Origin of the sequence: Streptococcus pseudopneumoniae (assembly GCF_001072375.1) — a bacterium.
Lineage (GTDB): Bacteria > Bacillota > Bacilli > Lactobacillales > Streptococcaceae > Streptococcus > Streptococcus pseudopneumoniae_L.
The window spans coordinates 1-22030 of sequence record NZ_JVKV01000055.1; the positions used below are offsets into that span (position 1 = coordinate 1).

Sequence of the window (22030 nt, forward strand, 5' to 3'; positions counted from 1 at the left end):
CTTTGACTCCCTCATGCGTTGGTTCGAATCCAGCTACCCCAGTTACTATTTGCCGGCGTGGCGGAATTGGCAGACGCGCTGGACTCAAAATCCAGTGTCCGCAAGGACGTGCCGGTTCGACCCCGGCCGCCGGTATAATATAGTATTAAGAAACGTTGTTAAATCAATGTTTCTTTTTATTTTGGTCAACTTTTGGTCAATAATTCTATTTTTTAACTAAACTCGTCAAAACTGCACGAACTTTGTTATTTTCAATATCTGCTTTTTCTTTTATAAGATGTCCATAAGTTTCAGTTATTTGTTTAATATCTCGATGCCCCATTAACTTTGAAACTGCCCAAATATCAACACCCATTGCTAGCATAGTTGAACAATACGTGTGTCTCAGACCTGTACTTGTCATATTCTGCGGATAAATTTTCAAATCTTTTAAAATTTGCTTTAGATGCTTATTGATTCCTGAATTTGTTACAATCTTATAATTTAAATCTACTAAAATCATATTTTCGTTATTTGTAATTGTTCCGTTTTCAATGAATACAGTTTGTTCTTGTTTTAATTTTTTTAGAATAGTTAAAGTATCATTATCAATTGGTATAGTACGGACTGATTCTTCTGTTTTTGGGTTTGCCCAACGTTTTCTTGCTGTATCATATCGTCTATAAGTTTTGATTTCTGAACTTTCCCACAATACACAATCCCAGGTGAGACCTGCAACTTCTCCTGCACGCATTCCTGTTTTCAGTTGAATCAACAATAAATACGGAACTATAGAAGTAGTTAAATCAAGATTGTTTTCTAAATATGTTACTAGTTTTTGATAGTCATCAAAGCTATGAATATATTTTTCATCTCTTCGCTTCTTTGGAGGTCGTCCTGAAAGAATAACCCCTTCAGTAAAATCTTCGATATTAAGCTTATCTCTTTTCGCAAATACAATAACATTCCTAATTTCCGCATTCATTCTACTTACATTGTCACGACAATTTGTTTCAGCGTACTTATTAATAAATGCTTGATATTCGCTCGCTTTGATTTTTAATGCTGGTTTATCTTTAAAATAATCTTTGATAAACTTACCACGCAATAAATGTTTATTAAATGTAGCTTCTGCTTTTCCGAGTGGTTTAACTGTTAATTCTAGCCACTTTTCCCATAGAGCATAGAATGTAATATTTTTATCAATTATTGCACCATTAAGCAATTTTAACTCAAGAGCTAACGCTTCAATTTCAGCTTCTCTTTTTGTCTTAAAGCCTGAATTTGAAGCAACTACCTTTTTATTTTTATCAAAAATTCTATAATCCCATAAATTCTTTTTACCTCGTTTTCTGAATGAAACTGACATGATTACCTCTTCCTAAAAGACGATAACCAAGATATTATCTTGATTATCGTATCATAAACTAAAGATTTCTGCAAAGTTTTCTTCAAAAAATTGTTTCGTTTTGCTGGCTAAGAAGTAGTACCGTCCGCCCTGATTGTCTGGATATTTCACAAACCCATCTCTGTTTTTATCAATATCGATTTTTGAGCGAATATCAGGCTGATAAAGAACATGTTCGAGTAGCCAAGGCCGAGAGACTGAAACCATCTCTAAAACCTCTGATAGACTCATGTATTGCCCCTGTGAAGCCTTGTTTTTCAAGTCAAGATATTCATCTTTCTCTACTATAATGTGTGTTTGAGGAAGATTTACTTCCAAATTTTCTATTTTAATTGAGATTTTATCCGTCATATACATTTCCTCTCGTTCTCTTACTTGAATATTTTCCACGGCTCTTTTTCTTTCATTAGTTCATCTTTTTTATTATTTAGAAAAATGATCGTGTCTGGTGAGGGTTTGTACTTTGTTTTGAAATGAATCAAAACATGCTTGAAAAATTCCTGAATTGCTTCTTTACCGTAAATTTTATCAATCTTGTATAGAAATGATTCTAAACCGCTGTTTTTCAATAAGTAAATATAGGTAGATAATAAATCATTTTTTCTTCTTGGTTTTGACCTCAATAAATCAAAATCAGTCGAAACGTATTCCAGCATAACCTTTGAAATATCCCATAATTCATCATTTTTGAAAAATAAATATTTGTCAGTAAATCGTTGAAAAATTAGGCTCGATAGTTCTTTATCGTTTCTACATTTTAAAATATCTAGACCAGTTTGATTAGCGTAACCCTGCCTAATTGACATTTCAAATCGCACCCAATCATCGCATTTCAATGCTTCAGAATAAAAGATGCCCTTCTTTTTCTCCTGCTCCAATTTTTTATCATAAATTCGTAATAGTAGAGAGTTTCCTTTGTTTGCTTTGCTACCAACGTAAATTGTTTCTACTCTATTGTTTGTATTGAACGTACTGATATTTGACTGATTCTTTCTCAATTTGATTGTATTTGTAAAACTATCAACGTATTTTGATTTTATTATTGACTTGTTTAACTCCTGGTGAATCTGATTCACTTTCAAACCTTCATCTATAAAATCAATCGCAAAATCAATTTTTGAAACTCTACAACTACCGCTAAAATAATTTTCTAATTCAAAAAATTTTTGAACTAATTGGCGATACGAAATTTTTTGATTATCTTCTTCGCGTCGTTTCAAGTAATGTTTCAAACCTTGACCCGAGAATTTGAGAAGCACTCCCATTCGTGGGCTGTCAGTGTTAAAACATAACAAAATTTCAAATTCATCAAAATTGATAATATAACTGTATCCTGCAAAGCCTTTTTCATTTAGCTTGTAATTAACCGTGTACTTTTCTAATTTCAATAATTCATCAATTTTTGAACAAATATCCAAAGCAAATGCCTCATAATTAGACATCATTTCGTTATACTCTGGTAAAAATACAAATGAAATTTCATCAACGTCACATTGAATCATAGTAAAATAACTCCTTTTAATTATATTGTAGTTAACCCCGTGAGGGGTGGGATGGGGGTCATTACTCGACCCCCATGAATGCTAGTACCCCATTATTTACGCTTTTTTCTTAATCTCTGACCGTATAAAAACGCTTGTTTAAATGTACTAATCTTTTCCAAACCGTGTTCGTGTAGATTAATGTTCCAAAATTTCCGTGGTTTGCTGAACTGTCCATCAGTAGTCATGATATACCCAGAAAACCTGGGCGCATGATTATCAATATTGTCAGTTTCTCCAAAGACCATTCTAGCTAATTCGTCTGTAATAGCTCCGTTTGATAAACAAATACGAACACCTAAATTATCTCGTACCGCTGTACTCAAAAGCTCTGCCCTTGGTTGTTGCATGCAGATACAGATATAGACACCACTCGAGCGAGAACGTGAAACGATAGACAAGACCAAATCTTGAACCCTTTTTCTCATCTTGTTATCTGTAATACTTGAAATCATTGCTGAATATTCTTCGATAATACATAGCTTCATCTTCATCTCTTTACCGAAATTCACAAAAGTTGCGCCAGTAATATCATCACGTGCTGACAATTTCGCAATTTCTTTTTCACGTTTAATAACTAATTCCAACAATTCTTCAAAATATGCTAAAATAGCTTCACTGTCTGATAAAATAGCCCCAACTGGTAGAAAATCCCATGAGCTGAACTCAGATTTTACATCTAAGATTGTTAAATCAACATCTTCACTGAACAAGAATACTTGTGCAAGCATAGATTTTAAAAAAGTTGTTTTAGAAGAATTTGTATTTCCAACCAATAAAATTTGAGGAGAACGTAAGAATGAAAAGGTTAAGCCTTTTTCAACTGTTATTTCAAAATCGTTGTCAGGTCTTAACTCAATTATGTCTCTTGGCTTGAGCTGTCTTGCTCTAGCTTCTACAATATCATCTAATAAGTAAATGAACTCTGTATTATCTTCACTTAACCAATAATCTAAAACAATGAGTGAACGATTTTTACCCACTAAACAAGCTGATAACATTTCCGCAAACTTTTCCAAATCGTCTGTAGTTTGGTCAGCTAACTTTTTGATTTTTACCGTGATGCGCCTGCTTGACTTCTCAAAGTCAGCATGCGCTTTACTAACATCGATAAATTTGCTACCAACTTTGCGATTAGCAGTTGCTGAATCCAACAGCCCTTTGTGTGTCTGTCGTTCTATCAATCTTAGCTGATAGTATAAAGATATTGCCCCAATTTTTGATAGCCTTAAAACAAACCGAACCAGCAAAACAAGATTCGTAAAAAGCAAGACAGCTATTCCAATCACTATTAAATTCAAACCAAACTGCGCTTCACTTCTAAAAATACCAATCTCTGTTCCTTTAAATAGTAGCCATCGAATAATACCACCACAAAATAGTAACCCAACTCCAAAAATTTGGAGTAGAGTTACAACATTAGGGAATGAAGGTATTAAATGACCTGTATTTTTATTTAATCTGTATCTAATCATAAATACCTACATATTTCTTGCATCTCTGTTAACATTTTGCGACGCATGAGCTCAAAATACATGTATGCACGAATGAAATCAGTGTAACGACCATTTGAATAGACTAAACTCAAATTAACAAAAGATGAAACTCGCCCTTGGACTTCAGAATTAATGTAAATTGCTAAAATTCTACGAAGTTCGATAGGCAGGTCTAAAGCTGTTAAATCATCTAATTCTTTAGAAATATCTTTCATATCTATTTCCTTTCTACTTTAAACTAACTTCTTTAACATCTTCAGCCCAGACTTCTATAACATCGAAACTTTTGAACTTATAGCGACCACGTGGGTTGACTAACTGATACAAATGTCTGAACTGAATCTTGTTCGCAATCTCTATCGTAGGAACAACAAGACTAATCAGTTTAACAGAACCATCATCCCTTGGCATTGAAAGAAACACTTCGTAACCGATTGATTTGTCTGAGAATACAGGGGCGTTTTTACCATTAGTATTTTTTTCAAAACCGACGATTGGGAAGAATGGCTGTGGCTCAGTAACACTTACAGCAACACATGTAGAAATGTTATTAAGAGCTGGAGCAGTGCGACGGTCGTTTACAATTGAATCGCCTGTTTGTTTTGAGTTGCTTCCAAACAATCCTGTTTGAACTAAGTTATTATTCATATTTGTTACCAAACTAGCTAAGAGCTAGTACTTTCTGTTAATTCTTTCTTGTAAATATTTGAACGTTCGTTATTTACATTTCAAGTGTATCACGATTAAAAATTACAATCGTCAAATACACCAAAAGGGAAAAAAATAAAAAAATTTGCATTAGGAGATTTTATTTGATAAGCTGAAAATAGCGATAAGGAGGACATTATATTGAAAGAAAAATATTATAATGTAAAAGAAGCTTTGGATTATATTAGAAGTTATCCTAGCGGAAGAATAGAAAAAGAATTCTATATGGATATAACTGAAAAACAAATTCGTGATATTTTGAAAAAAGATGTACTAGGCCAATATAAGCAACTTTCAGAGGGAGAACATATAATTGAATCATACATAAATTTTCAAGGCGATGAGGTAGTTGAAACTTTATATGTATTTCCAAAATTTGGGAAAAATCCCAAAATTCTCTCGAGTTGGGATAATCTCTATAAAAAAGAAGATAAGCTAGTGAAGCAATTACAACGGCAAGGTTTTAAAACACCAGAAGCCAAAATTAGAGAAGAGTTTAAAAATTCTGGCAAGCCTGCGTATTTAATGAGTGAAGATTATCTTTTCTCATTAAAATTGGAGATTGAAAGACGTCAACTACCGATTAAAATTTTTCGCATTCAGCCACGTACTAGTTCAACAATTAAGCAACTATTGAATGAAGAAATGTTGGAGACTAATTTTGAGTTAACTATAAATACTTTATTAGAAGAATTTGAACGAAGATTAAAAGAAGATTGGTTTGAAAATCAGAAATTATGCATTGAACAAGCTGAAAAAGTAGGTGAACTATTAGAGGATGTTAGGGGGCGTACAGAAATATTACAGTCTGTAGCACCAGAATTGTCATTGGATGCTTACAATAGTAGATTAAAAGAAGTAGAAGAATTTTATAATAAGTTAAAGAATCAAGAATTTATACCACCTTTTAATTTTGAAAAATCTTTCAATAAGTTTAAAAAAATTTATATGAATCAAGAAAACAAGAACGTGATTTCTTCTCTTTCAAATAAAATATATGAATTTGAAAAGTATCAGATTAACAAGTATAAAGAAAAGATTGAAGAACAAAATAAAAATAGAGTTATAACTGAAATTTCATTTAAACGGTATTTAGTCGAATTTTACAAGACTATAAATGACTCTTTTTGGAGAGAGGATTTTCTAAGTAATTTAGAGGATAATTTTGGGATAAAAATAAACCGCTAAGATTTTCTTAGCGGTTGTTTATGTTATTCAATAAGGTTGCTATTGCATCAATTATATCTGTTTTTTGTGGTTCTGGTATTTGTTCAAGTTGATTGATAATATTTTCAATTTCTTCACTCTTTTCTGGGAACTCAAAATTAAAAAATGATTTTTCATCTACTTCAAGAGCTGTGATGATCTTGTTTAACGTTTGTATTTGAAAATTATATTTTTCATTTTCTATGTTGTGGATGTGTTTCGAGCCTAGGCCAGCCAGTTCGGAAAGTTTTTCTTGGCTAAGCCCTTTTGTCAATCGTAAATATCTAATTCTTTTTGCAATAAATGTTTGTAAGTTGTTTTGATTCATAGTTTTTACCTTTACCTAATATTATTTTAAAGATAAAAATTATAAATAATAAGTAGTACAAATTACACTTGTATATTATATAAGTGTTGAATATTACACCATATAATGATAAAATAGTGTAGTAAAACTATAAAAATAAGCTCACTTTATTAGTTTTTAAAGGAGAAATTGATGAAAAAACTACAAACCCTAACCACTTCAACAGCTATTGCGCTTGCATCAGTTGGTGCGCCTGCATTTGCGCAAGAAGCTCAAGCGACTTCAGTACCTACTGACACTGCTGTCAATGAACCTGCTCTTGTTGCTAAGTCACAAGTGAAACCACTTGAAAAGAGTGAAGTTCCTGCGCCTTCTACAGTAAAACCTGCTCTTAACGCTCAAAAAGCTGTTGTAAAAGAAGCTGAAGCTAAGATTGATACAGCTAAAGCTGATGTAAAAGAAAAAGAAGCTACTGTTGCTTCAATTGAAACAGAATATTCTAATGCAGATAAAGCTGTTAACGATGCTGAAGCAATTGCTTCTCAAGTAACACCTGCAAAAGTTGCTCAAGTCAAAGATGCTCAAGCTAAGAACCTTGAAGCGCAAACTAATAACCAAAAAGCAACTGAAGCTACAAACGAACAAATCAAAGCTGAGACTACTGTTCTTGCTGAAAAGCAATCAGACGTGGCAACAGCTAAAGAAAATCTTGACCAAGCTGAAAAAGATGTCCAAACAGCTGAACAAACAGTCGCAAATGCAGAATCTGCACTTGACGGAACTGGACTTGCAAATGCTGAAAACGACTTGAAAGACGCTCAAAAAGGCGTTAAAGGCGCTGAAGCTACAGTCGCTGAAGCTGAAGATGCTTTCAAGACAGCAAAAAAAGCTGATGAAGCACGTGAAGATGCTATCAAATCAGCTGAAACTGATGTAAATACTAAAAATGATGCTGTCAAATTGGCAAAAGAAAAATTGGCAACAGCTAACCAACATGCTGAATCAGTAGAAGCTAAATTGGAAGATGCACAAACTGAACTTACTAAAGCTCAAGATGCACTCAAAAATGTTGATATTGTAAATATCCAAAATCCAACTTTCCACATCTCTGATAATCTCCGTGATAAAATTGGTGCAAAATCAAACGATATCACATACAAAGATGCTTACGAATTGTGGCGAGCAAATGATAACGAAACAACTCGACGTGTTATGCGCGGTATGGCTGTTCAAATGTCTAGCGCATCAACTATCAAAATCAGTGAAGCTGATAAAAATCGTTCAATCGATTTAAATAACTTAACTGATGACCAATTGGTAGAAATTAGCCAGTTCTATGCTAAACTTGTAACTCAGTTGAAACATAATTTCGGTCAAAATCCAAGCAAAAACGTTCAAACTACACAAAAAATCTTAGAACATTCAAAATCAGTTGCTAAGAAATATGAAGAACGTGCTCTTGACCCAAATGTTGCTGGTCATATCCCAGGTGGACTAGAAAATCTAACACCGTTTGGTGACGGACATGATTTTAAAACAATGTATGACTTAAAATATGGTGTAAAACGTTCATTTGAACTATCTTCATTCGAAGATGAACCATCTAAATGGGAGCACCTACGTAACAACTTGTCTAATGAAAACAGCAAAACTGTTGCTCTAACTGTTGCTAACATCAATGGTCAATATTGGATGATTACAACATTCGGAAGTTTCTATAACTTCGACAACGATACAGTCATCGAAGACAAAACAGACATCGCAACTCTTGAAAAAGCAGTCGCAACAGCTGAATCAAACCTTGAACAAGCTAAAACTGCATCAGAAAATGCTAAAAATGCTTTGACAACAGCTTCAACTGATTACGCAAGCGCACTTAGCTTGAAAACTGAAGCTGAAAAAGTCTTGGCTGACGCAATGGCTACGCCACTCCAAGCTCAAGTTGCTGAAAACAACCTACGTTTAGCAAACATTGCTCTTGAAAATGCTAAGAAACGTGAAACTCAAGCAAGTGAAGCAGTCGCTAACTTCTCAGCAAGTCTAGCTGACAAGAAATCTGCTCTTGAAAAAGCTCAAGATGCACTTAAAGAAGCTAAAACTGTTCAAACAATTGCGTCACAAGCTCTTGAAAATGCTTCAGCCAAACTTGAAGACCAAGAAACTAAACTAGACAACTTGAACAAACAAGTTACAAAACTTCTTGCTGAAAAAGATGCTCTTGTTAAAGAAGCTAAAGAATTGGCTGAAACCTTGCAAGCATATTTGGACGCACCTGTTGCTCTAGCAAATGCGAAACAAGCTCGAACAGCTGTTAGTGTCAAATTGGAACTCGCTAAATCTGACCTAGAAATGGCACAGTCTAAGCTTGAAAACTTGTTGACTGCACAAAAAGCTGAAGAAGCTAAACTTGCAGAACTTGAAGCAACATATGCTAAACTCGTTGACCTTGCAGAGAAAGCTCAAGAAAACGTTGTTGCAACACTTCCTGACGGAACAGTAATTGCTATCCCTAAAGATGCACCAGTTGCTGAAGTGCTTCCTGAATTGAATCTTGATGCACTCGTTAAGGAAGATGCTAAAGATAGCACTGTTAAACAACTTCCTGACGGAACAATCGTTGCTATCCCTAAAGATGCACCAGTTGCTGAAGAACTTCCTACTGCCAATGTTGACGAATTGAAGAAAGCTCTTGATGCAGGTAAAGAAGTTACGTTGGATGCACAAGGGAATGTTGTTGTACGTGAAACAAAACCAGCTACTTATGAAAAACCAGTTAACGTTGATCGTCCACAAGCCAAAAATGATAAATCAAATAAAGATTATGCAAGTGATAAAAACGTTACTATCGATAATAAAGGAAATGTTATCACAAAAGGTCAGACTTATACAAGTCAGCAACAAGTATCAGATAAGCCAACTTATTCACGAGTAGAACGCGCAAAAACATTACCAAATACTGGAACGAAAGAAAGTAACTTAACATTATTTGTTTTAGCAATTCTATCAGGACTAGGAATTGCATTAAAAAGAAGACAAGGAAAATAAAAAATGGGATTATTTACAGACTCACTAAAAGTTAGCTCTGGCTTAACTTTAGGCCATGCAGCGACAAAAATAGGTATTCAGAAAACATTGTCAGCAGCAGAAGAGAGAGCGGCTACAAAGTTTAAAACTTATCAAGCTAGATTTTTTGACCCTATTGTACGTGAAGATTTATGTCATTTAGAAGTCGATGGTCATTTAAGAGCTAAAGACTACCCTTTTCCTGAAAAAGCTAGTGTAATAAATGTTTCAGTATTGCAAAAGGATATTCAACATCTAACGAAAGAATTTAATACAGAGAAATTAGTAAACTTTATTAAAAGACATCCATTATTTACAGTTTTTATTATTTGGTTATTAAGTGTACCAATTGGGTTGTCAGATATTGGCACAGTGCTAAGTTTTTCAGCATTTGTTTTTGTTGTAAGATTAATATTCATACGACCTAAAAAATTTGAAAAACTATTGATAGAAGATGCTAAACAATACTGGAAAGTTAGAGAGTATGTAAGACATGCTTTAGAGATGGGAGAATTAACACAACAAGAAAGTCTAAGAAAATTATTAAATGCTAGACTGGTACAACGTTTCCCAGACACAATTGAAGAAATTGAAGCACATGCATTTAATTATAAGCATGGACTGTAATTAAATAAAAAATCTTCTTATTATAAATAGGAAGATTTTTTGGATTCACAAAAATAGTTTAAAAGACTACGCTATTTAGACCATTTTTGAGAATGAATATTGGACTATACCGATTGTGCCGAACACGGTATTGAACTATGTATAAAAAATTGTGATTATTAAATTCCAAGGCTATAAAATTAAAGCAAAAGTTTAAAATTTATTTGGTCAACCACTGGTCAATTTCCTCAATTTCAATACTAATTAGCGTGTGATAATATCTTGATTTAATCGTTTCTTGGTTATTTATTTTAACTTATTTTAACGCTAGTTTGTTGGCCGCCGGTATAGTATTAAAGACAAGGTTTTTGGACCTTGTTTTTTTGTTGAATAATTTATTAAAATTTCACTAAAAAAGGTCTATACCATTTACAAATTGTTTTGAAAGGTTTATAATGTAATTGACATAATAAATAGTAGATTATTTCTTAAGGAGGTTATCATTATGCCTAAGTATATTAAAGCTGATCAATTTTTCTATCCACATGGTATTCGTCGTGGAGGTTATTTGGAACTTATTGATGGTAAGTTTGGTAAGCATGTTGAAGAGATTTCTGGGGATGCTGAAATTTTAGATTATTCTGGTTATAGCATCGCACCTGGTCTCGTTGATACACACATTCACGGTTTTGGTGGTGTCGATGTTATGGATAATAATATCGAAGGTACACTTCATACGATGAGTGAAGGTCTTCTTAGCACAGGTGTTACTAGTTTCCTACCAACTACACTAACTTCATCATACGAACAATTGCTGGCTGTTACTGAAAACATTGGTGCACGCTATCAAGAAGCATCTGGTGCTAAGATTCGTGGTATTTATTTTGAAGGACCTTACTTCACCGAAGAATTTAAGGGGGCTCAAAATCCTGCTTATATGAAAGATCCACGTATGGATGAGTTCCGCGCTTGGCAGAAGGCTGCTAATGGTCTTCTTAATAAAATTGCTCTTGCACCTGAACGTGATGGGGTTGAGGACTTTGTACGTACTATTACTGGTGAAGGTGTAACTGTTGCTCTGGGTCACTCTAATGCTACATTTGATGAAGCTAAAAAAGCTGTTGATGCCGGAGCTAGTGTATGGGTTCACGCCTATAATGGAATGCGTGGCTTAACACACCGCGAACTTGGAATGGTTGGTGCTATGTATGAGTTACCACATACTTATGCAGAATTGATTTGTGATGGTCATCACGTGGATCCTAAGGCTTGCGAAATTCTTCTTAAACAAAAGGGAACTGAAAATATTGCCCTTATCACTGACTGTATGACAGCAGGTGGTTTGCAAGATGGAGATTATATGTTAGGTGAATTTCCGGTTGTAGTTGCAAATGGAACTGCTCGCCTTAAATCTACAGGTAACTTGGCAGGATCCATTCTCAAACTTAAAGATGGTTTGAAAAATGTCGTTGAGTGGGGAATTGCAAATCCTCATGAGGCAGTCATGATGGCTAGTCTGAACCCAGCTAAATCAGTTCATATCGATGACGTCTGTGGACAAATTCGTGAAGGCTACGATGCTGACTTTATCGTGTTAGATAAAGATTTGGAATTAGTAGCAACTTATCTAGATGGTGAAAAACGTTATCAAGCATAATCTAAAAAGTAGAAACGATTTTCGTTTCTTCTTTTTTTAAATAAATTTGTTATTTCTTTCACAAATTACTTGATTTTTGTATTGGGAAGGCTTACAATTATGATATAAATAATACAAATAAAAAAGCGGAGGATTGCTTATGAAAGCTTATACTTACGTTAAACCAGGCCTTGCGTCATTTGTTGATGTAGACAAACCAGTTATTCGCAAGCCAACAGATGCTATTGTGCGTATCGTTAAGACTACTATTTGTGGTACTGACCTTCATATTATTAAAGGGGATGTTCCCGCTTGTAAGAGTGGAACAATCCTAGGACATGAAGGAATTGGTATTGTAGAGGAAGTTGGAGCAGGAGTTTCAAACTTCAAAAAAGGTGATAAGGTTTTGATTTCTTGCGTTTGTGCATGTGGCAAGTGTTACTATTGTAAAAAAGGAATCTATGCTCACTGTGAAGACGAGGGTGGATGGATTTTTGGACATTTGATTGACGGTATGCAAGCAGAATATCTTCGTGTGCCTCATGCTGATAATACTCTTTATCATACTCCAGCTGACTTGTCTGATGAAGCTTTGGTTATGTTATCTGATATCTTGCCAACTGGCTATGAAATTGGTGTCTTAAAAGGGAAAGTTGAGCCTGGTTGTAGTGTAGCTATCGTTGGTTCAGGGCCAGTTGGATTGGCAGCTCTCTTGACGGCACAATTCTATTCTCCAGCTAAATTGATTATGGTGGACCTAGACGATAACCGCTTGGATACTGCAGTTTCTTTCGGTGCTACTCATAAGATTAATTCTTCAGACCCTGAAAAGGCAATTCAAGAAATTTATGATTTGACAGATGGTCGAGGTGTAGATGTCGCTATTGAGGCGGTAGGAATTCCTGCAACGTTTGATCTCTGTCAAAAAATTATCGGTGTAGATGGAACAGTAGCCAACTGTGGTGTGCATGGTAAACCAGTTCAGTTTGATTTGGACACTCTTTGGATTCGGAACATTAACGTGACTACTGGATTGGTTTCTACTAATACAACTCCTCAGCTTTTGAAAGCCTTAGAAAGTCATAAAATTGAACCAGAAAAATTGGTAACTCATTATTTCAAACTTAGTGAAATAGAAAAGGCTTATGAAGTATTTAGTAAGGCCGCCGATCATCATGCGATTAAAGTGATCATTGAAAACGATATTTCAGAAGGTTAATCTTGTTTTTAAATCCAGTCATTCGTTTTTGAATAGCTGGATTTTTTGAAAATGTTATATAATTCGTGAAAATGAGCAAAATTCTTTCATTGTTCTCAAAATTTCGCTATAATATACGGTACAAAGGAAGTTAAACTATGTATCGAGTTATAAAAATGTACGGAGATTTTGAACCGTGGTGGTTTATAGAAGGCTGGGAAGACGACGTCATTGCGAGCAAAAAATTTGATAACTATTATGACGCCTTGAAATATTATAAGTCTTGTTGGTTTGAGTTAGAAAAGGAAATTCCCCTTTACAAAAGTAGAGGAGACTTGATGACTATTTTTTGGGATCCAGAAGATAAACGCTGGTGTGAAGAATGCGATGAATTCCTTCAGCAATATCATTCCTTGGCTTTGTTGGAAGATGGTCAAGTCATTCCTGATGAAAAATTTAGACCTGGTTACGAAAAGCAGACTGGTTTAGAAATCCACCGTACTTGTCGCATAAAAAAAGAAGAAACAACTTTTTAATGACGTTGTTTCTTCTTTTTTTTATATTTTCTTCGAATAATAAGAATGAGGAGGAAGATATGGTACAAATACTTGCACAAGAATTGATTACACTGGCCAAAAAACAGGGAGCTCAGGACATTTATTTTGTTCCTAAAGAAAAGACTTATGAGCTACATATGCGAGTTGGAGATGAGAGACATTTGATTAACACCTATGACTTTGAAAAGTTGGGGGCTGTCATTAGTCACTTTAAATTTATTGCGGGGATGAATGTTGGAGAAAAGCGTCGTAGTCAGCTTGGGTCCTGTGATTATCAGCATGATGGAAAGGTTTCTTCACTACGCTTATCGACAGTAGGAGATTATCGTGGTCATGAGAGTCTAGTAATCCGGCTTTTGCATGATCAAGAACAAGAGTTGCGCTTCTGGTTTCAGGACCTTATGGAACTGGAAAAGGGCTTTAGGCAACGCGGGCTTTATCTTTTTGCAGGACCCGTAGGAAGTGGTAAAACTACTTTGATGCATGAATTAGCTAAGTCATTGTTTAAGGGACAACAGGTCATGTCCATTGAAGATCCAGTAGAAATTAAGCAGGAAGAGATGCTACAATTACAGCTCAATGAAGCTATCGGACTTAGCTATGAGAACTTGATCAAACTTTCCCTACGACATCGTCCAGATCTTTTAATCATTGGAGAAATTCGAGATAGCGAAACAGCCCGTGCCGTTGTACGAGCTAGTCTGACAGGTGCCACGGTATTCTCGACAATCCATGCCAAGAGTGTTCGTGGGGTTTATGAGCGCCTCTTAGAACTTGGTGTTAGTGAAGATGAACTTGCAGTTGTTTTACAAGGTGTTTGCTACCAGAGACTAATCGGGGGAGGAGGAATTATTGATTTTGCAAACAAAAATTACCAAGAACACCAGGCAGAAAAGTGGAATGGACAAATTGACCAGCTTCTTAAAGAAGGACATATCACTGCCCTTCAAGCTGAAACGGAGAAAATTAGCTACCAGTAAGCAGAAGAAAATCATCACTCTTTTTAACAATTTATTTTCCAGTGGTTTTCATCTGGTAGAAATCATTTCCTTTCTAGATAGAAGTCTCTTGTTGGAAAAGGAATATGTATCGCAGATGCGTCTAGGACTCTCGCAGGGAAAATCCTTCTCGGAAATGATGGGGACTTTAGGTTTTTCAAGTTCAATTGTCACGCAACTTTCCTTGGCTGAAGTTCATGGGAATCTTCATTTGAGTTTAGGGAAAATTGAGGAGTATCTAGATAATCTTGCTAAGGTCAAGAAAAAGTTAATCGAAGTTGCGACCTATCCAATCATTTTGTTAGCTTTCTTACTGCTCATTATGTTGGGGTTGCGAAATTATCTCTTGCCCCAACTGGATAGTAGTAATATAGCTACTTTAGTGATTAGCAACTTACCACAGATTTTTCTTGGACTTGTTCTAGCACTAGGTCTTGCATCTTTAACAGGATTGATTTTTTACAGAAAATCTAGGAAGATACAAGTCTTTTCTTTTCTAGCTAGAATCCCCTTTCTAGGTGTGTTTATTCAATATTATCTGACGGCCTATTATGCTCGGGAATGGGGCAATATGATTGGTCAAGGTCTGGAGCTATCACAGATTTTTCAGATGATGCAGGAGCAAGGAAATCCTCTTTTTAAGGAAATCGGACATGATTTATCCCTGTCCTTGCAAAATGGGCATGAATTTTCTATGGTTGTGCAGGATTATCCTTTCTTTAGAAGAGAGTTGGGTTTAATCATTGAATATGGAGAGGTCAAATCCAAGTTGGGAAGCGAATTGGAAATCTATGCAGAGAAAACTTGGGAGTCATTCTTTACTCTAGTTAATCGTACGATGAACTTAGTTCAACCCCTGGTCTTTATTTTTGTAGCTCTGCTAATCGTTTTATTGTACGCAGCTATGTTGCTGCCTATGTATCAAAATATGGAGGTAAATTTTTAGATGAAAAAAATGTTGATGAAATTAAAAGAAGGCAAGGCAAAAGCTTTTACACTGGTAGAAATGCTAGTCGTATTGCTCATCATTAGCGTCCTACTCTTACTGTTTGTGCCAAACCTAACTAAGCAAAAGGATGCAGTGAATGATAAGGGGAAAGCAGCAGTCGTCAAGGTGGTAGAAAGCCAAGCTGAACTCTATACTCTAGATAAAAATGAGGATGCTAGTCTAAGTAAACTAGAGGCAGATGGACGCATCACTGCTGAGCAAGCAAAAGCCTATAAGGAATACCATGCAAAACAAAAGACAAGTCAAACAGTTGCGGATTAGGGCTTTTACCATGCTAGAAAGTCTATTGGTCTTAGGGATAGTCAGCCTGTTAGCTCTGGGTTTGTCAAGTTCGGTTCAATCCACTTTTGCGTGTGTGGAAGAACAGATTTTCTTTATGGAGTTTGAGGAACTTTATCGGGAAACCCAGAAGCGAAGTCTGGCTAGTCAGCAGAAGATCAACTTGATTTTGGAAGAGAGAAGTATTGGAAATGGCTATCAGAAATTAGCCATCCCTAAAGGGATTCAACTACAGTCCAATCAGTCAATCACCTTTGATAAGGCTGGAGGAAATTCGTCTCTTGCAAGTGTGAGATTTCAAACAAGGAAAGAAGTAGTTCGCTACCAACTATATCTAGGAAATGGAAAGATTAAACGTATTCAAGAAGCAAAAAATTAAGGCGGTTATTTTACTGGAGGCAGTGATTTCACTAGCTATTTTTGCCAGTATTGCAACCCTCTTGTTAGGGCAGATTCAAGAAAGTAGACGACAGGAAGCAAGACTCTTAGAACAGGAAGAAGTTTTGCGTGTGGCTCGTATGGCTTTGCAGACTGGACAAAAGCAGTTGACTGTCAATGGGCTTACAGTTCATGTTGTCTCGAATGAGCGAGGTTTGGAGGTGTATTATGGAACTGAAAAATTACTGGCGATTCAAGATAAGTAGAGTCAGAGCGTTTACTCTTTTAGAATCCCTGGTTGCTCTTATTGTGATTAGTGGGAGTTTACTTCTTTTTCAATCTATGAGCCAACTCTTGGTTTCAGAAGTTCGCTACCAGCAGAAAAGTGAGCAAAAAGAATGGCTCTTATTTGTGGATCAGCTGGAAGCAGAGCTGAATCGAGCCCAATTTGAAAAAGTAGAGAATGATAGACTTTACCTCAAACAGGATGGGAACCCCATTTCCATGGGAAAATCAAAGTCAAATGATTTTCGAAAAACAGATGCCAGTGGACGTGGCTACCAGCCGATGGTTTACGGTCTGAAATTAGCTCATATTTACCAAAACGGGCAAAATGTTCATTTTAATTTTCAGTTTGAAAAGGGGTTAGAGAGGGAGTTTATCTATCGTGTGGAAAAAGAAAAAAGTTAGGGCTGGAGTTCTCCTTTACGCGGTTACTATTGCTGGAATTTTTAGTCTCTTGTTACAGTTTTATCTGAATCGACAAGTGGCTCATCATCAGGATTATGCACTGAATAAAGAAAAACTCCTTGCCTTTGCAATGGCTAAGAGAACCTATGAAAAAGCTAGTTCTGAGAGTGGTCAGCAGTCATTTAATGCAGGAAAGGCAACTTATCGTAATGACCAAAAGGGATTTACAGCGATTGTTGACACCGGGAAAAATCAATTTGAATTTCGTTTTCCACCTTTGAAAAAGACCGACGATAAGACGAAGAAAACAGAAAAAAAGTCAAAAGAAGAAAGCGAGAAGAAAAAAGAAGAGGTTAAAAAAGAGGCCACCGAGCCATCTAAAGTTGCTCCTTCTCAGAATGATAAGACATAGATTATCAGATTTGTAAAATCTAGTTGAAGTGGTGATGTTGGACTCAGTGGGTTAGGACAAGGTTTTTGTCTGAAATCATGCTATAATAGATACATATGGAGGACAGAATATGTCAAGTGTAAAATTGTATCTAGTGCGTCATGGAAAAACAATGTTTAATACGATTGGGCGTGCTCAAGGTTGGAGTGATACTCCACTGACAGCTGAAGGGGAACGAGGCATTCATGAATTGGGGATTGGCTTGCGTGAGTCTGGCTTAAGGTTTGAGCGTGCTTATTCAAGCGACTCTGGGCGGACTATTCAGACTATGGGAATTATCCTTGAGGAACTAGGTTTAACAGGGCAAATTCCTTATCGTATGGATAAGCGAATCCGTGAATGGTGCTTTGGTAGTTTTGATGGTGCTTATGATGGAGACCTTTTTATGGGGATTATTCCGCGTATTTTTAATGTCGACCATGTGCATCGTTTATCCTACGCGGAGCTAGCTGAAGGCTTGGTAGAAGTGGATACAGCAGGCTGGGCTGAAGGCTGGGAAAAACTAAGTGGTCGCATCTGGGAAGGTTTTGAAGCCATTGCCAAGGAAATGGAAGCTAATGGCGGAGGAAACGCTCTGGTAGTTAGCCATGGAATGACAATCGGAACCATTGTCTATCTAATCAACGGAATGCATCCGCATGGCCTTGATAATGGAAGTGTGACGATTCTCGAGTACCAAGATGGTCAGTTCTCGGTCAAGATTGTTGGCGACCGTAGCTACCGTGAAATTGGACGAGCTAAACTAGAAGAGCAAGCTAGTTCAGAACAATAAAAATTCTCTACTTAAATTAGAAGATGTTTTAGATGATTCAATAGAATGCTGATGTCGTCATTGTACAAGCTTGCGAGAGCTGAGTGCTTTGACAATAGCATTCTTTTTTGTTAGAATAGCATCAACATGAAAGCATAAGAAGGGACTGACAGAGCTGTCGTTCCCTTTTATCTATCTTATAAGGGGGAAATATGCTGTTTCAGAAAATGAAAACCTATAAATGGCAGGCTCTGGCTTCCTTGGTTATGACAGGATTAATGGTCGCGAGTTCACTCCTGCAACCACGTTATTTACAGGAAGTTTTAGAGGCCTTGCTAACAGGGGATAATAAGGCTATTTATAGTATCGGTTTTTGGTTAATCCTTGTTGCCTTGATTGGTCTAGTCGCAGGTGGAATTAATGTTGTATTAGCAGCCTACATTGCTCAGGGAGTTTCGTCAGACTTACGGGAAGATGCCTTTCGTAAGATTCAAACTTTTTCATACGCTAATATTGAGAAATTTAATGCAGGGAACCTTGTTGTTCGTATGACCAATGATATCAACCAAATCCAGAACGTAGTCATGATGACCTTTCAAATTCTCTTTCGACTACCGCTTTTGTTTATCGGTTCCTTTATTCTAGCAGTCGCGACCTTACCTTCTCTGTGGTGGGTACTAGTTCTTATGGTCGTTCTGATTGTTGCTATGACGGGTCTTATGATGGGAATGATGGGGCCTCGCTTTGCAAAATTCCAGACCTTATTAGAGCGTATCAATGCTATTGCAAAAGAAAATTTACGTGGTGTGCGCGTGGTCAAATCTTTTGTTCGAGAGAAAGATCAGTTTAATAAGTTTACGCAAGTGTCAGATGAGTTGCTGGGAGAAAACCTTTATATCGGCTATGCTTTTTCTATTGTTCAACCTGCAATGATGTTGATTTCTTACGGTGCTGTCTTTCTTTCAATCTGGCTTGTAGCAGGTATGGCAGAGTCAGATCCATCAGTCGTTGGTTCCATTGCTTCCTTTGTGAACTATCTGAGTCAGATTATCTTTACTATCGTTATGGTTGGATTTTTGGGGAACTCAGTTACTCGTGCCATGATTTCCCTCCGTCGTATTCGTGAAATCCTGGATACAGAACCGGCTATGACCTTCAAGGATGTGGAAGATGAAGAATTAGAAGGAAGTCTCAGTTTTGAAAATGTGACCTTCACCTATCCAAATGATGAAGAACCTATCCTAAAAGATGTATCATTTGATATCGCAGCTGGTGAGATGGTTGGGGTTGTTGGAGCAACTGGTGCAGGGAAATCAACCTTGGCTCAGTTGATTCCACGACTGTTTGATCCTCAGCAAGGTTCGATCAAAATTGGCGGAAAGGACATTCGTACAGTTAGTGAAGGGACGCTTCGCAAGACAGTCTCTATCGTCCTACAAAGAGCCATTCTCTTTAGTGGAACCATCGCAGATAATCTCAGACAAGGAAAGGGAGATGCGACAGTTTCAGAGATGGAACGCGCGGCTCGTATCGCCCAGGCGAGTGAATTTATTAGTCGTATGGACTTAGCCTTTGAAAGTCCGGTTGAAGAACGTGGGACCAACTTTTCTGGTGGACAAAAACAAAGAATGTCTATTGCGCGTGGGATTGTCAGCAATCCTAAAATATTGATTTTCGATGATTCAACCTCTGCCCTTGATGCCAAATCAGAACGCTTGGTTCAAGAAGCCCTCAACAAGGACTTGAAGGGTATGACTACGATTATCATAGCGCAAAAAATTAGCTCTGTTGTTCATGCGGATAAAATTTTAGTGCTTGACCAAGGGCGTTTGATTGGTCAAGGTAAGCATGCTGACTTGGTTGCAACAAACCCAGTTTATCGTGAAATTTACGAAACGCAAAAAGGAAAGGAGGAGTAGGATGAAGACATTTGAATTTTTTTGGAACTATTTTAAAGTTTACAAGATATCCTTTATCGTTGTCATTGCTATGATTATCATTGCAACGGTAGCACAAGCCCTCTTTCCAGTGTTTGCAGGTCAAACAGTCACAGAACTGGCTAATTTGGTTAAAGCCTATCAAAATGGAAATCCAGATATGGTTTGGCAAAGTCTATTGGGACTCCTAATCAATCTTGCCTATATTTTGATTGTTTTAGTAGTTTCTAGTCTCATCTATATGGTCTTGATGAGCCGCATTATTGCCGAATCGACAAATGAGATGCGTAAGGGACTTTTTGGCAAGCTTTCTCGCTTGACAGTTTCTTTCTTTGACCGCCATCAAGATGGTGATATCCTGTCACGTTTTACTAGTGATTTGGATAATATTCTCCAAGCTTTTAATGAAAGCCTTGTGTCTGTCATGACCAATATTGCCCTTTATATTGGCTTGCTGATTGTCATGTTCGCAAAAAATGTCACCTTGGCTTTAATCACAATTGCCAGCACTCCAATAGCTGTTATCATGTTGTTCTTTATCCTGAAGCTAGCGCGGAAATATACAAACCTCCAACAAAAGGAAGTTGGGAAGCTCAATGCTTATATGGATGAGAGTATCTCTGGACAAAAAGCCGTTATTGTTCAAGGCATTCAAGAAGATGTGATTGCTGGTTTTGTCGAGCAGAATGAACGGGTTCGAAAAGCCACTTTCAAGGGAAGAATGTTCTCAGGAATTCTTTTCCCTGTTATGAACGGGATGAGCTTGGTCAATACAGCAGTAGTTATTTTTGTTGGTTCAGCTGTCTTACTGAATGATAAGAACATCGAGACAGCAACTGCACTTGGTTTGATTGTCATGTTTACTCAGTTTTCGCAACAGTATTACCAGCCCATTATCCAATTAGCGGCGAGTTGGGGAAGTTTGCAACTGGCCTTTACAGGTGCAGACCGTATCCAAGAAATGTTTGATGCAGAAGAAGAAATTCGTCCTCAAGATGCTCCAATCTTTAACGAATTAAAAGAGGGTGTGGAGATTCGTAACGTAGACTTCTCCTACTTGCCAGGAAAACCCATTTTGAAAGATGTCAGCATCTCAGCTCCAAAAGGGAAAATGATTGCGGTTGTTGGTCCGACAGGTTCAGGGAAAACAACCATCATGAACTTGATCAATCGTTTTTATGATGTGGATGCAGGCAGTATCAGCTTTGATGGTAGAGATATCCGAGAATTTGACTTGGATAGTTTGCGAAGCAAGGTGGGAATTGTTCTACAGGATTCTGTTTTGTTTAGTGGAACTATTCGGGACAATATTCGATTTGGTGTGCCAGATGCCAGTCAGGAAATGGTCGAAGCAGCAGCCAAGGCCACGCATATCCATGAATATATCGAAAGTCTGCCAGACAAGTATGATACATTGATAGATGATGACCAGAGTGTCTTCTCGACTGGTCAGAAGCAGTTGATTTCTATTGCTCGTACCTTGATGACAGATCCACAGGTCTTAATCTTGGATGAGGCAACATCAAATGTTGATACTGTAACAGAAAGTAAGATTCAAAATGCCATGGAAGCAATTGTAGCTGGAAGAACTAGTTTTGTAATTGCTCACCGCTTAAAAACTATTCTCAATGCCGATCAGATTATTGTCCTTAAGGACGGTGAAGTTATTGAACAAGGAAACCATCACGAATTACTCAAGCTTGGAGGGTTTTACTCCGAACTGTACCATAATCAATTTGTCTTTGAATAATACTCTTCGAAAATCAAATTCAAACCACGTCAGCGTCCCCTTGCCGTATATGTGTTACTGACTTCGTCAGTTCTATCCACAA

The 22030-nt window shown here is 36.8% G+C and carries 23 protein-coding genes and 1 tRNA gene; 17 read left to right on the forward strand and 7 right to left on the reverse strand.

Annotated elements, in window-relative coordinates; genetic code table 11:
• Window positions 1–51 precede the first annotated feature (51 nt).
• A tRNA-Leu gene (locus ADH31_RS04375) sits at window positions 52–135 on the forward strand.
• A 70-nt stretch (window positions 136–205) separates the two neighbouring features.
• On the opposite strand, the gene ADH31_RS04380 is transcribed toward ADH31_RS04375, so the two are convergent.
• The 6 genes from ADH31_RS04380 to ADH31_RS04405 all read right to left on the reverse strand — a co-directional run bounded on the left by ADH31_RS04380 (window position 206) and on the right by ADH31_RS04405 (window position 5072).
• Window positions 206–1348 carry a tyrosine-type recombinase/integrase gene (locus tag ADH31_RS04380; RefSeq protein ID WP_049509173.1) on the reverse strand — a complete coding sequence of 381 codons (1143 nt, stop codon included), beginning with the start codon at window positions 1346–1348 and terminating at the stop codon, window positions 206–208.
• Window positions 1349–1399: 51 nt separating this feature from the next.
• Window positions 1400–1738 (reverse strand): DUF771 domain-containing protein, encoded by a 339-nt coding sequence (locus tag ADH31_RS04385; RefSeq protein WP_049509174.1) that lies wholly within the window; start codon window positions 1736–1738, stop codon window positions 1400–1402.
• A 20-nt stretch (window positions 1739–1758) separates the two neighbouring features.
• Entirely contained in the window at window positions 1759–2889 is a 1131-nt protein-coding gene (locus ADH31_RS04390) for a replication initiation factor domain-containing protein (RefSeq protein ID WP_049509175.1), read from the reverse strand.
• Window positions 2890–2981: 92 nt separating this feature from the next.
• On the reverse strand, window positions 2982–4403 hold the full coding sequence (locus ADH31_RS04395) for an FtsK/SpoIIIE domain-containing protein (protein ID WP_049509176.1): 1422 nt from the start codon (window positions 4401–4403) through the stop codon (window positions 2982–2984).
• Window positions 4400–4639: a hypothetical protein gene (locus ADH31_RS04400; protein WP_049509177.1), complete on the reverse strand. Its 240-nt coding sequence runs from the start codon at window positions 4637–4639 to the stop codon at window positions 4400–4402. The genes ADH31_RS04395 and ADH31_RS04400 overlap by 4 nt, the downstream gene beginning before the upstream one ends.
• A gap of 13 nt (window positions 4640–4652) precedes the next feature.
• The gene (locus ADH31_RS04405) at window positions 4653–5072 is read right to left on the reverse strand and encodes a hypothetical protein (protein WP_049509178.1); all 420 of its coding nucleotides are present in this window, start codon (window positions 5070–5072) and stop codon (window positions 4653–4655) included.
• Window positions 5073–5273: 201 nt separating this feature from the next.
• Between ADH31_RS04405 and ADH31_RS04410 the strand changes: the two genes are divergently transcribed.
• Window positions 5274–6320 carry a hypothetical protein gene (locus tag ADH31_RS04410; protein ID WP_049509179.1) on the forward strand — a complete coding sequence of 349 codons (1047 nt, stop codon included), beginning with the start codon at window positions 5274–5276 and terminating at the stop codon, window positions 6318–6320.
• Window positions 6321–6327: 7 nt separating this feature from the next.
• Here ADH31_RS04410 and ADH31_RS04415 read toward each other — a convergent pair whose 3' ends face one another.
• Window positions 6328–6666: a helix-turn-helix domain-containing protein gene (locus ADH31_RS04415; protein ID WP_049509180.1), complete on the reverse strand. Its 339-nt coding sequence runs from the start codon at window positions 6664–6666 to the stop codon at window positions 6328–6330.
• Window positions 6667–6837: 171 nt separating this feature from the next.
• Here ADH31_RS04415 and ADH31_RS04420 point away from each other — a divergent pair, with 171 nt between their 5' ends.
• From ADH31_RS04420 to ADH31_RS04490, 15 genes are all read left to right on the forward strand, one after another.
• On the forward strand, window positions 6838–9690 hold the full coding sequence (locus tag ADH31_RS04420) for an SEC10/PgrA surface exclusion domain-containing protein (protein ID WP_049509181.1): 2853 nt from the start codon (window positions 6838–6840) through the stop codon (window positions 9688–9690).
• 3 nt (window positions 9691–9693) lie between these two features.
• Window positions 9694–10335: a hypothetical protein gene (locus ADH31_RS04425; protein ID WP_049509182.1), complete on the forward strand. Its 642-nt coding sequence runs from the start codon at window positions 9694–9696 to the stop codon at window positions 10333–10335.
• Between the two features lie 484 nt (window positions 10336–10819).
• Entirely contained in the window at window positions 10820–11971 is a 1152-nt protein-coding gene (gene nagA / locus ADH31_RS04430; RefSeq protein WP_049509183.1) for an N-acetylglucosamine-6-phosphate deacetylase, read from the forward strand.
• 139 nt (window positions 11972–12110) lie between these two features.
• Complete coding sequence (locus ADH31_RS04435; RefSeq protein ID WP_000649456.1) at window positions 12111–13169, forward strand: zinc-dependent alcohol dehydrogenase family protein; 1059 nt, start codon at window positions 12111–12113, stop codon at window positions 13167–13169.
• Between the two features lie 137 nt (window positions 13170–13306).
• Window positions 13307–13684: a DUF1033 family protein gene (locus ADH31_RS04440; RefSeq protein ID WP_007555701.1), complete on the forward strand. Its 378-nt coding sequence runs from the start codon at window positions 13307–13309 to the stop codon at window positions 13682–13684.
• Window positions 13685–13743: 59 nt separating this feature from the next.
• Window positions 13744–14685, forward strand: coding sequence for a competence type IV pilus ATPase ComGA (comGA, locus tag ADH31_RS04445; protein ID WP_049509184.1), 942 nt, complete (start codon window positions 13744–13746; stop codon window positions 14683–14685).
• Window positions 14606–15649, forward strand: a complete 1044-nt coding sequence (comGB, locus tag ADH31_RS04450; protein WP_080980066.1) for a competence type IV pilus assembly protein ComGB — start codon at window positions 14606–14608, stop codon at window positions 15647–15649. The genes comGA and comGB overlap by 80 nt, the downstream gene beginning before the upstream one ends.
• On the forward strand, window positions 15650–15973 hold the full coding sequence (gene comGC / locus ADH31_RS04455) for a competence type IV pilus major pilin ComGC (protein WP_049509186.1): 324 nt from the start codon (window positions 15650–15652) through the stop codon (window positions 15971–15973).
• Window positions 15936–16370, forward strand: a complete 435-nt coding sequence (gene comGD, locus ADH31_RS04460; protein WP_049509187.1) for a competence type IV pilus minor pilin ComGD — start codon at window positions 15936–15938, stop codon at window positions 16368–16370. Before comGC ends, comGD begins: the two co-directional genes overlap by 38 nt.
• A complete protein-coding gene (comGE, locus tag ADH31_RS04465; RefSeq protein WP_049509188.1) occupies window positions 16333–16635 on the forward strand; it encodes a competence type IV pilus minor pilin ComGE in 303 nt (100 codons plus the stop codon). Before comGD ends, comGE begins: the two co-directional genes overlap by 38 nt.
• Window positions 16598–17059, forward strand: a complete 462-nt coding sequence (comGF, locus tag ADH31_RS04470) for a competence type IV pilus minor pilin ComGF (protein ID WP_049509189.1) — start codon at window positions 16598–16600, stop codon at window positions 17057–17059. The genes comGE and comGF overlap by 38 nt, the downstream gene beginning before the upstream one ends.
• The gene (gene comGG / locus ADH31_RS04475) at window positions 17037–17471 is read left to right on the forward strand and encodes a competence type IV pilus minor pilin ComGG (RefSeq protein WP_049509190.1); all 435 of its coding nucleotides are present in this window, start codon (window positions 17037–17039) and stop codon (window positions 17469–17471) included. The genes comGF and comGG overlap by 23 nt, the downstream gene beginning before the upstream one ends.
• Before the next feature lie 109 nt (window positions 17472–17580).
• Complete coding sequence (locus ADH31_RS04480; protein ID WP_049509191.1) at window positions 17581–18282, forward strand: histidine phosphatase family protein; 702 nt, start codon at window positions 17581–17583, stop codon at window positions 18280–18282.
• Between the two features lie 191 nt (window positions 18283–18473).
• On the forward strand, window positions 18474–20180 hold the full coding sequence (locus tag ADH31_RS04485; RefSeq protein ID WP_049509192.1) for an ABC transporter ATP-binding protein: 1707 nt from the start codon (window positions 18474–18476) through the stop codon (window positions 20178–20180).
• Between the two features lies 1 nt (window position 20181).
• Window positions 20182–21948: an ABC transporter ATP-binding protein gene (locus tag ADH31_RS04490; protein WP_049509193.1), complete on the forward strand. Its 1767-nt coding sequence runs from the start codon at window positions 20182–20184 to the stop codon at window positions 21946–21948.
• The last annotated feature ends 82 nt before the right edge of the window (window positions 21949–22030 follow it).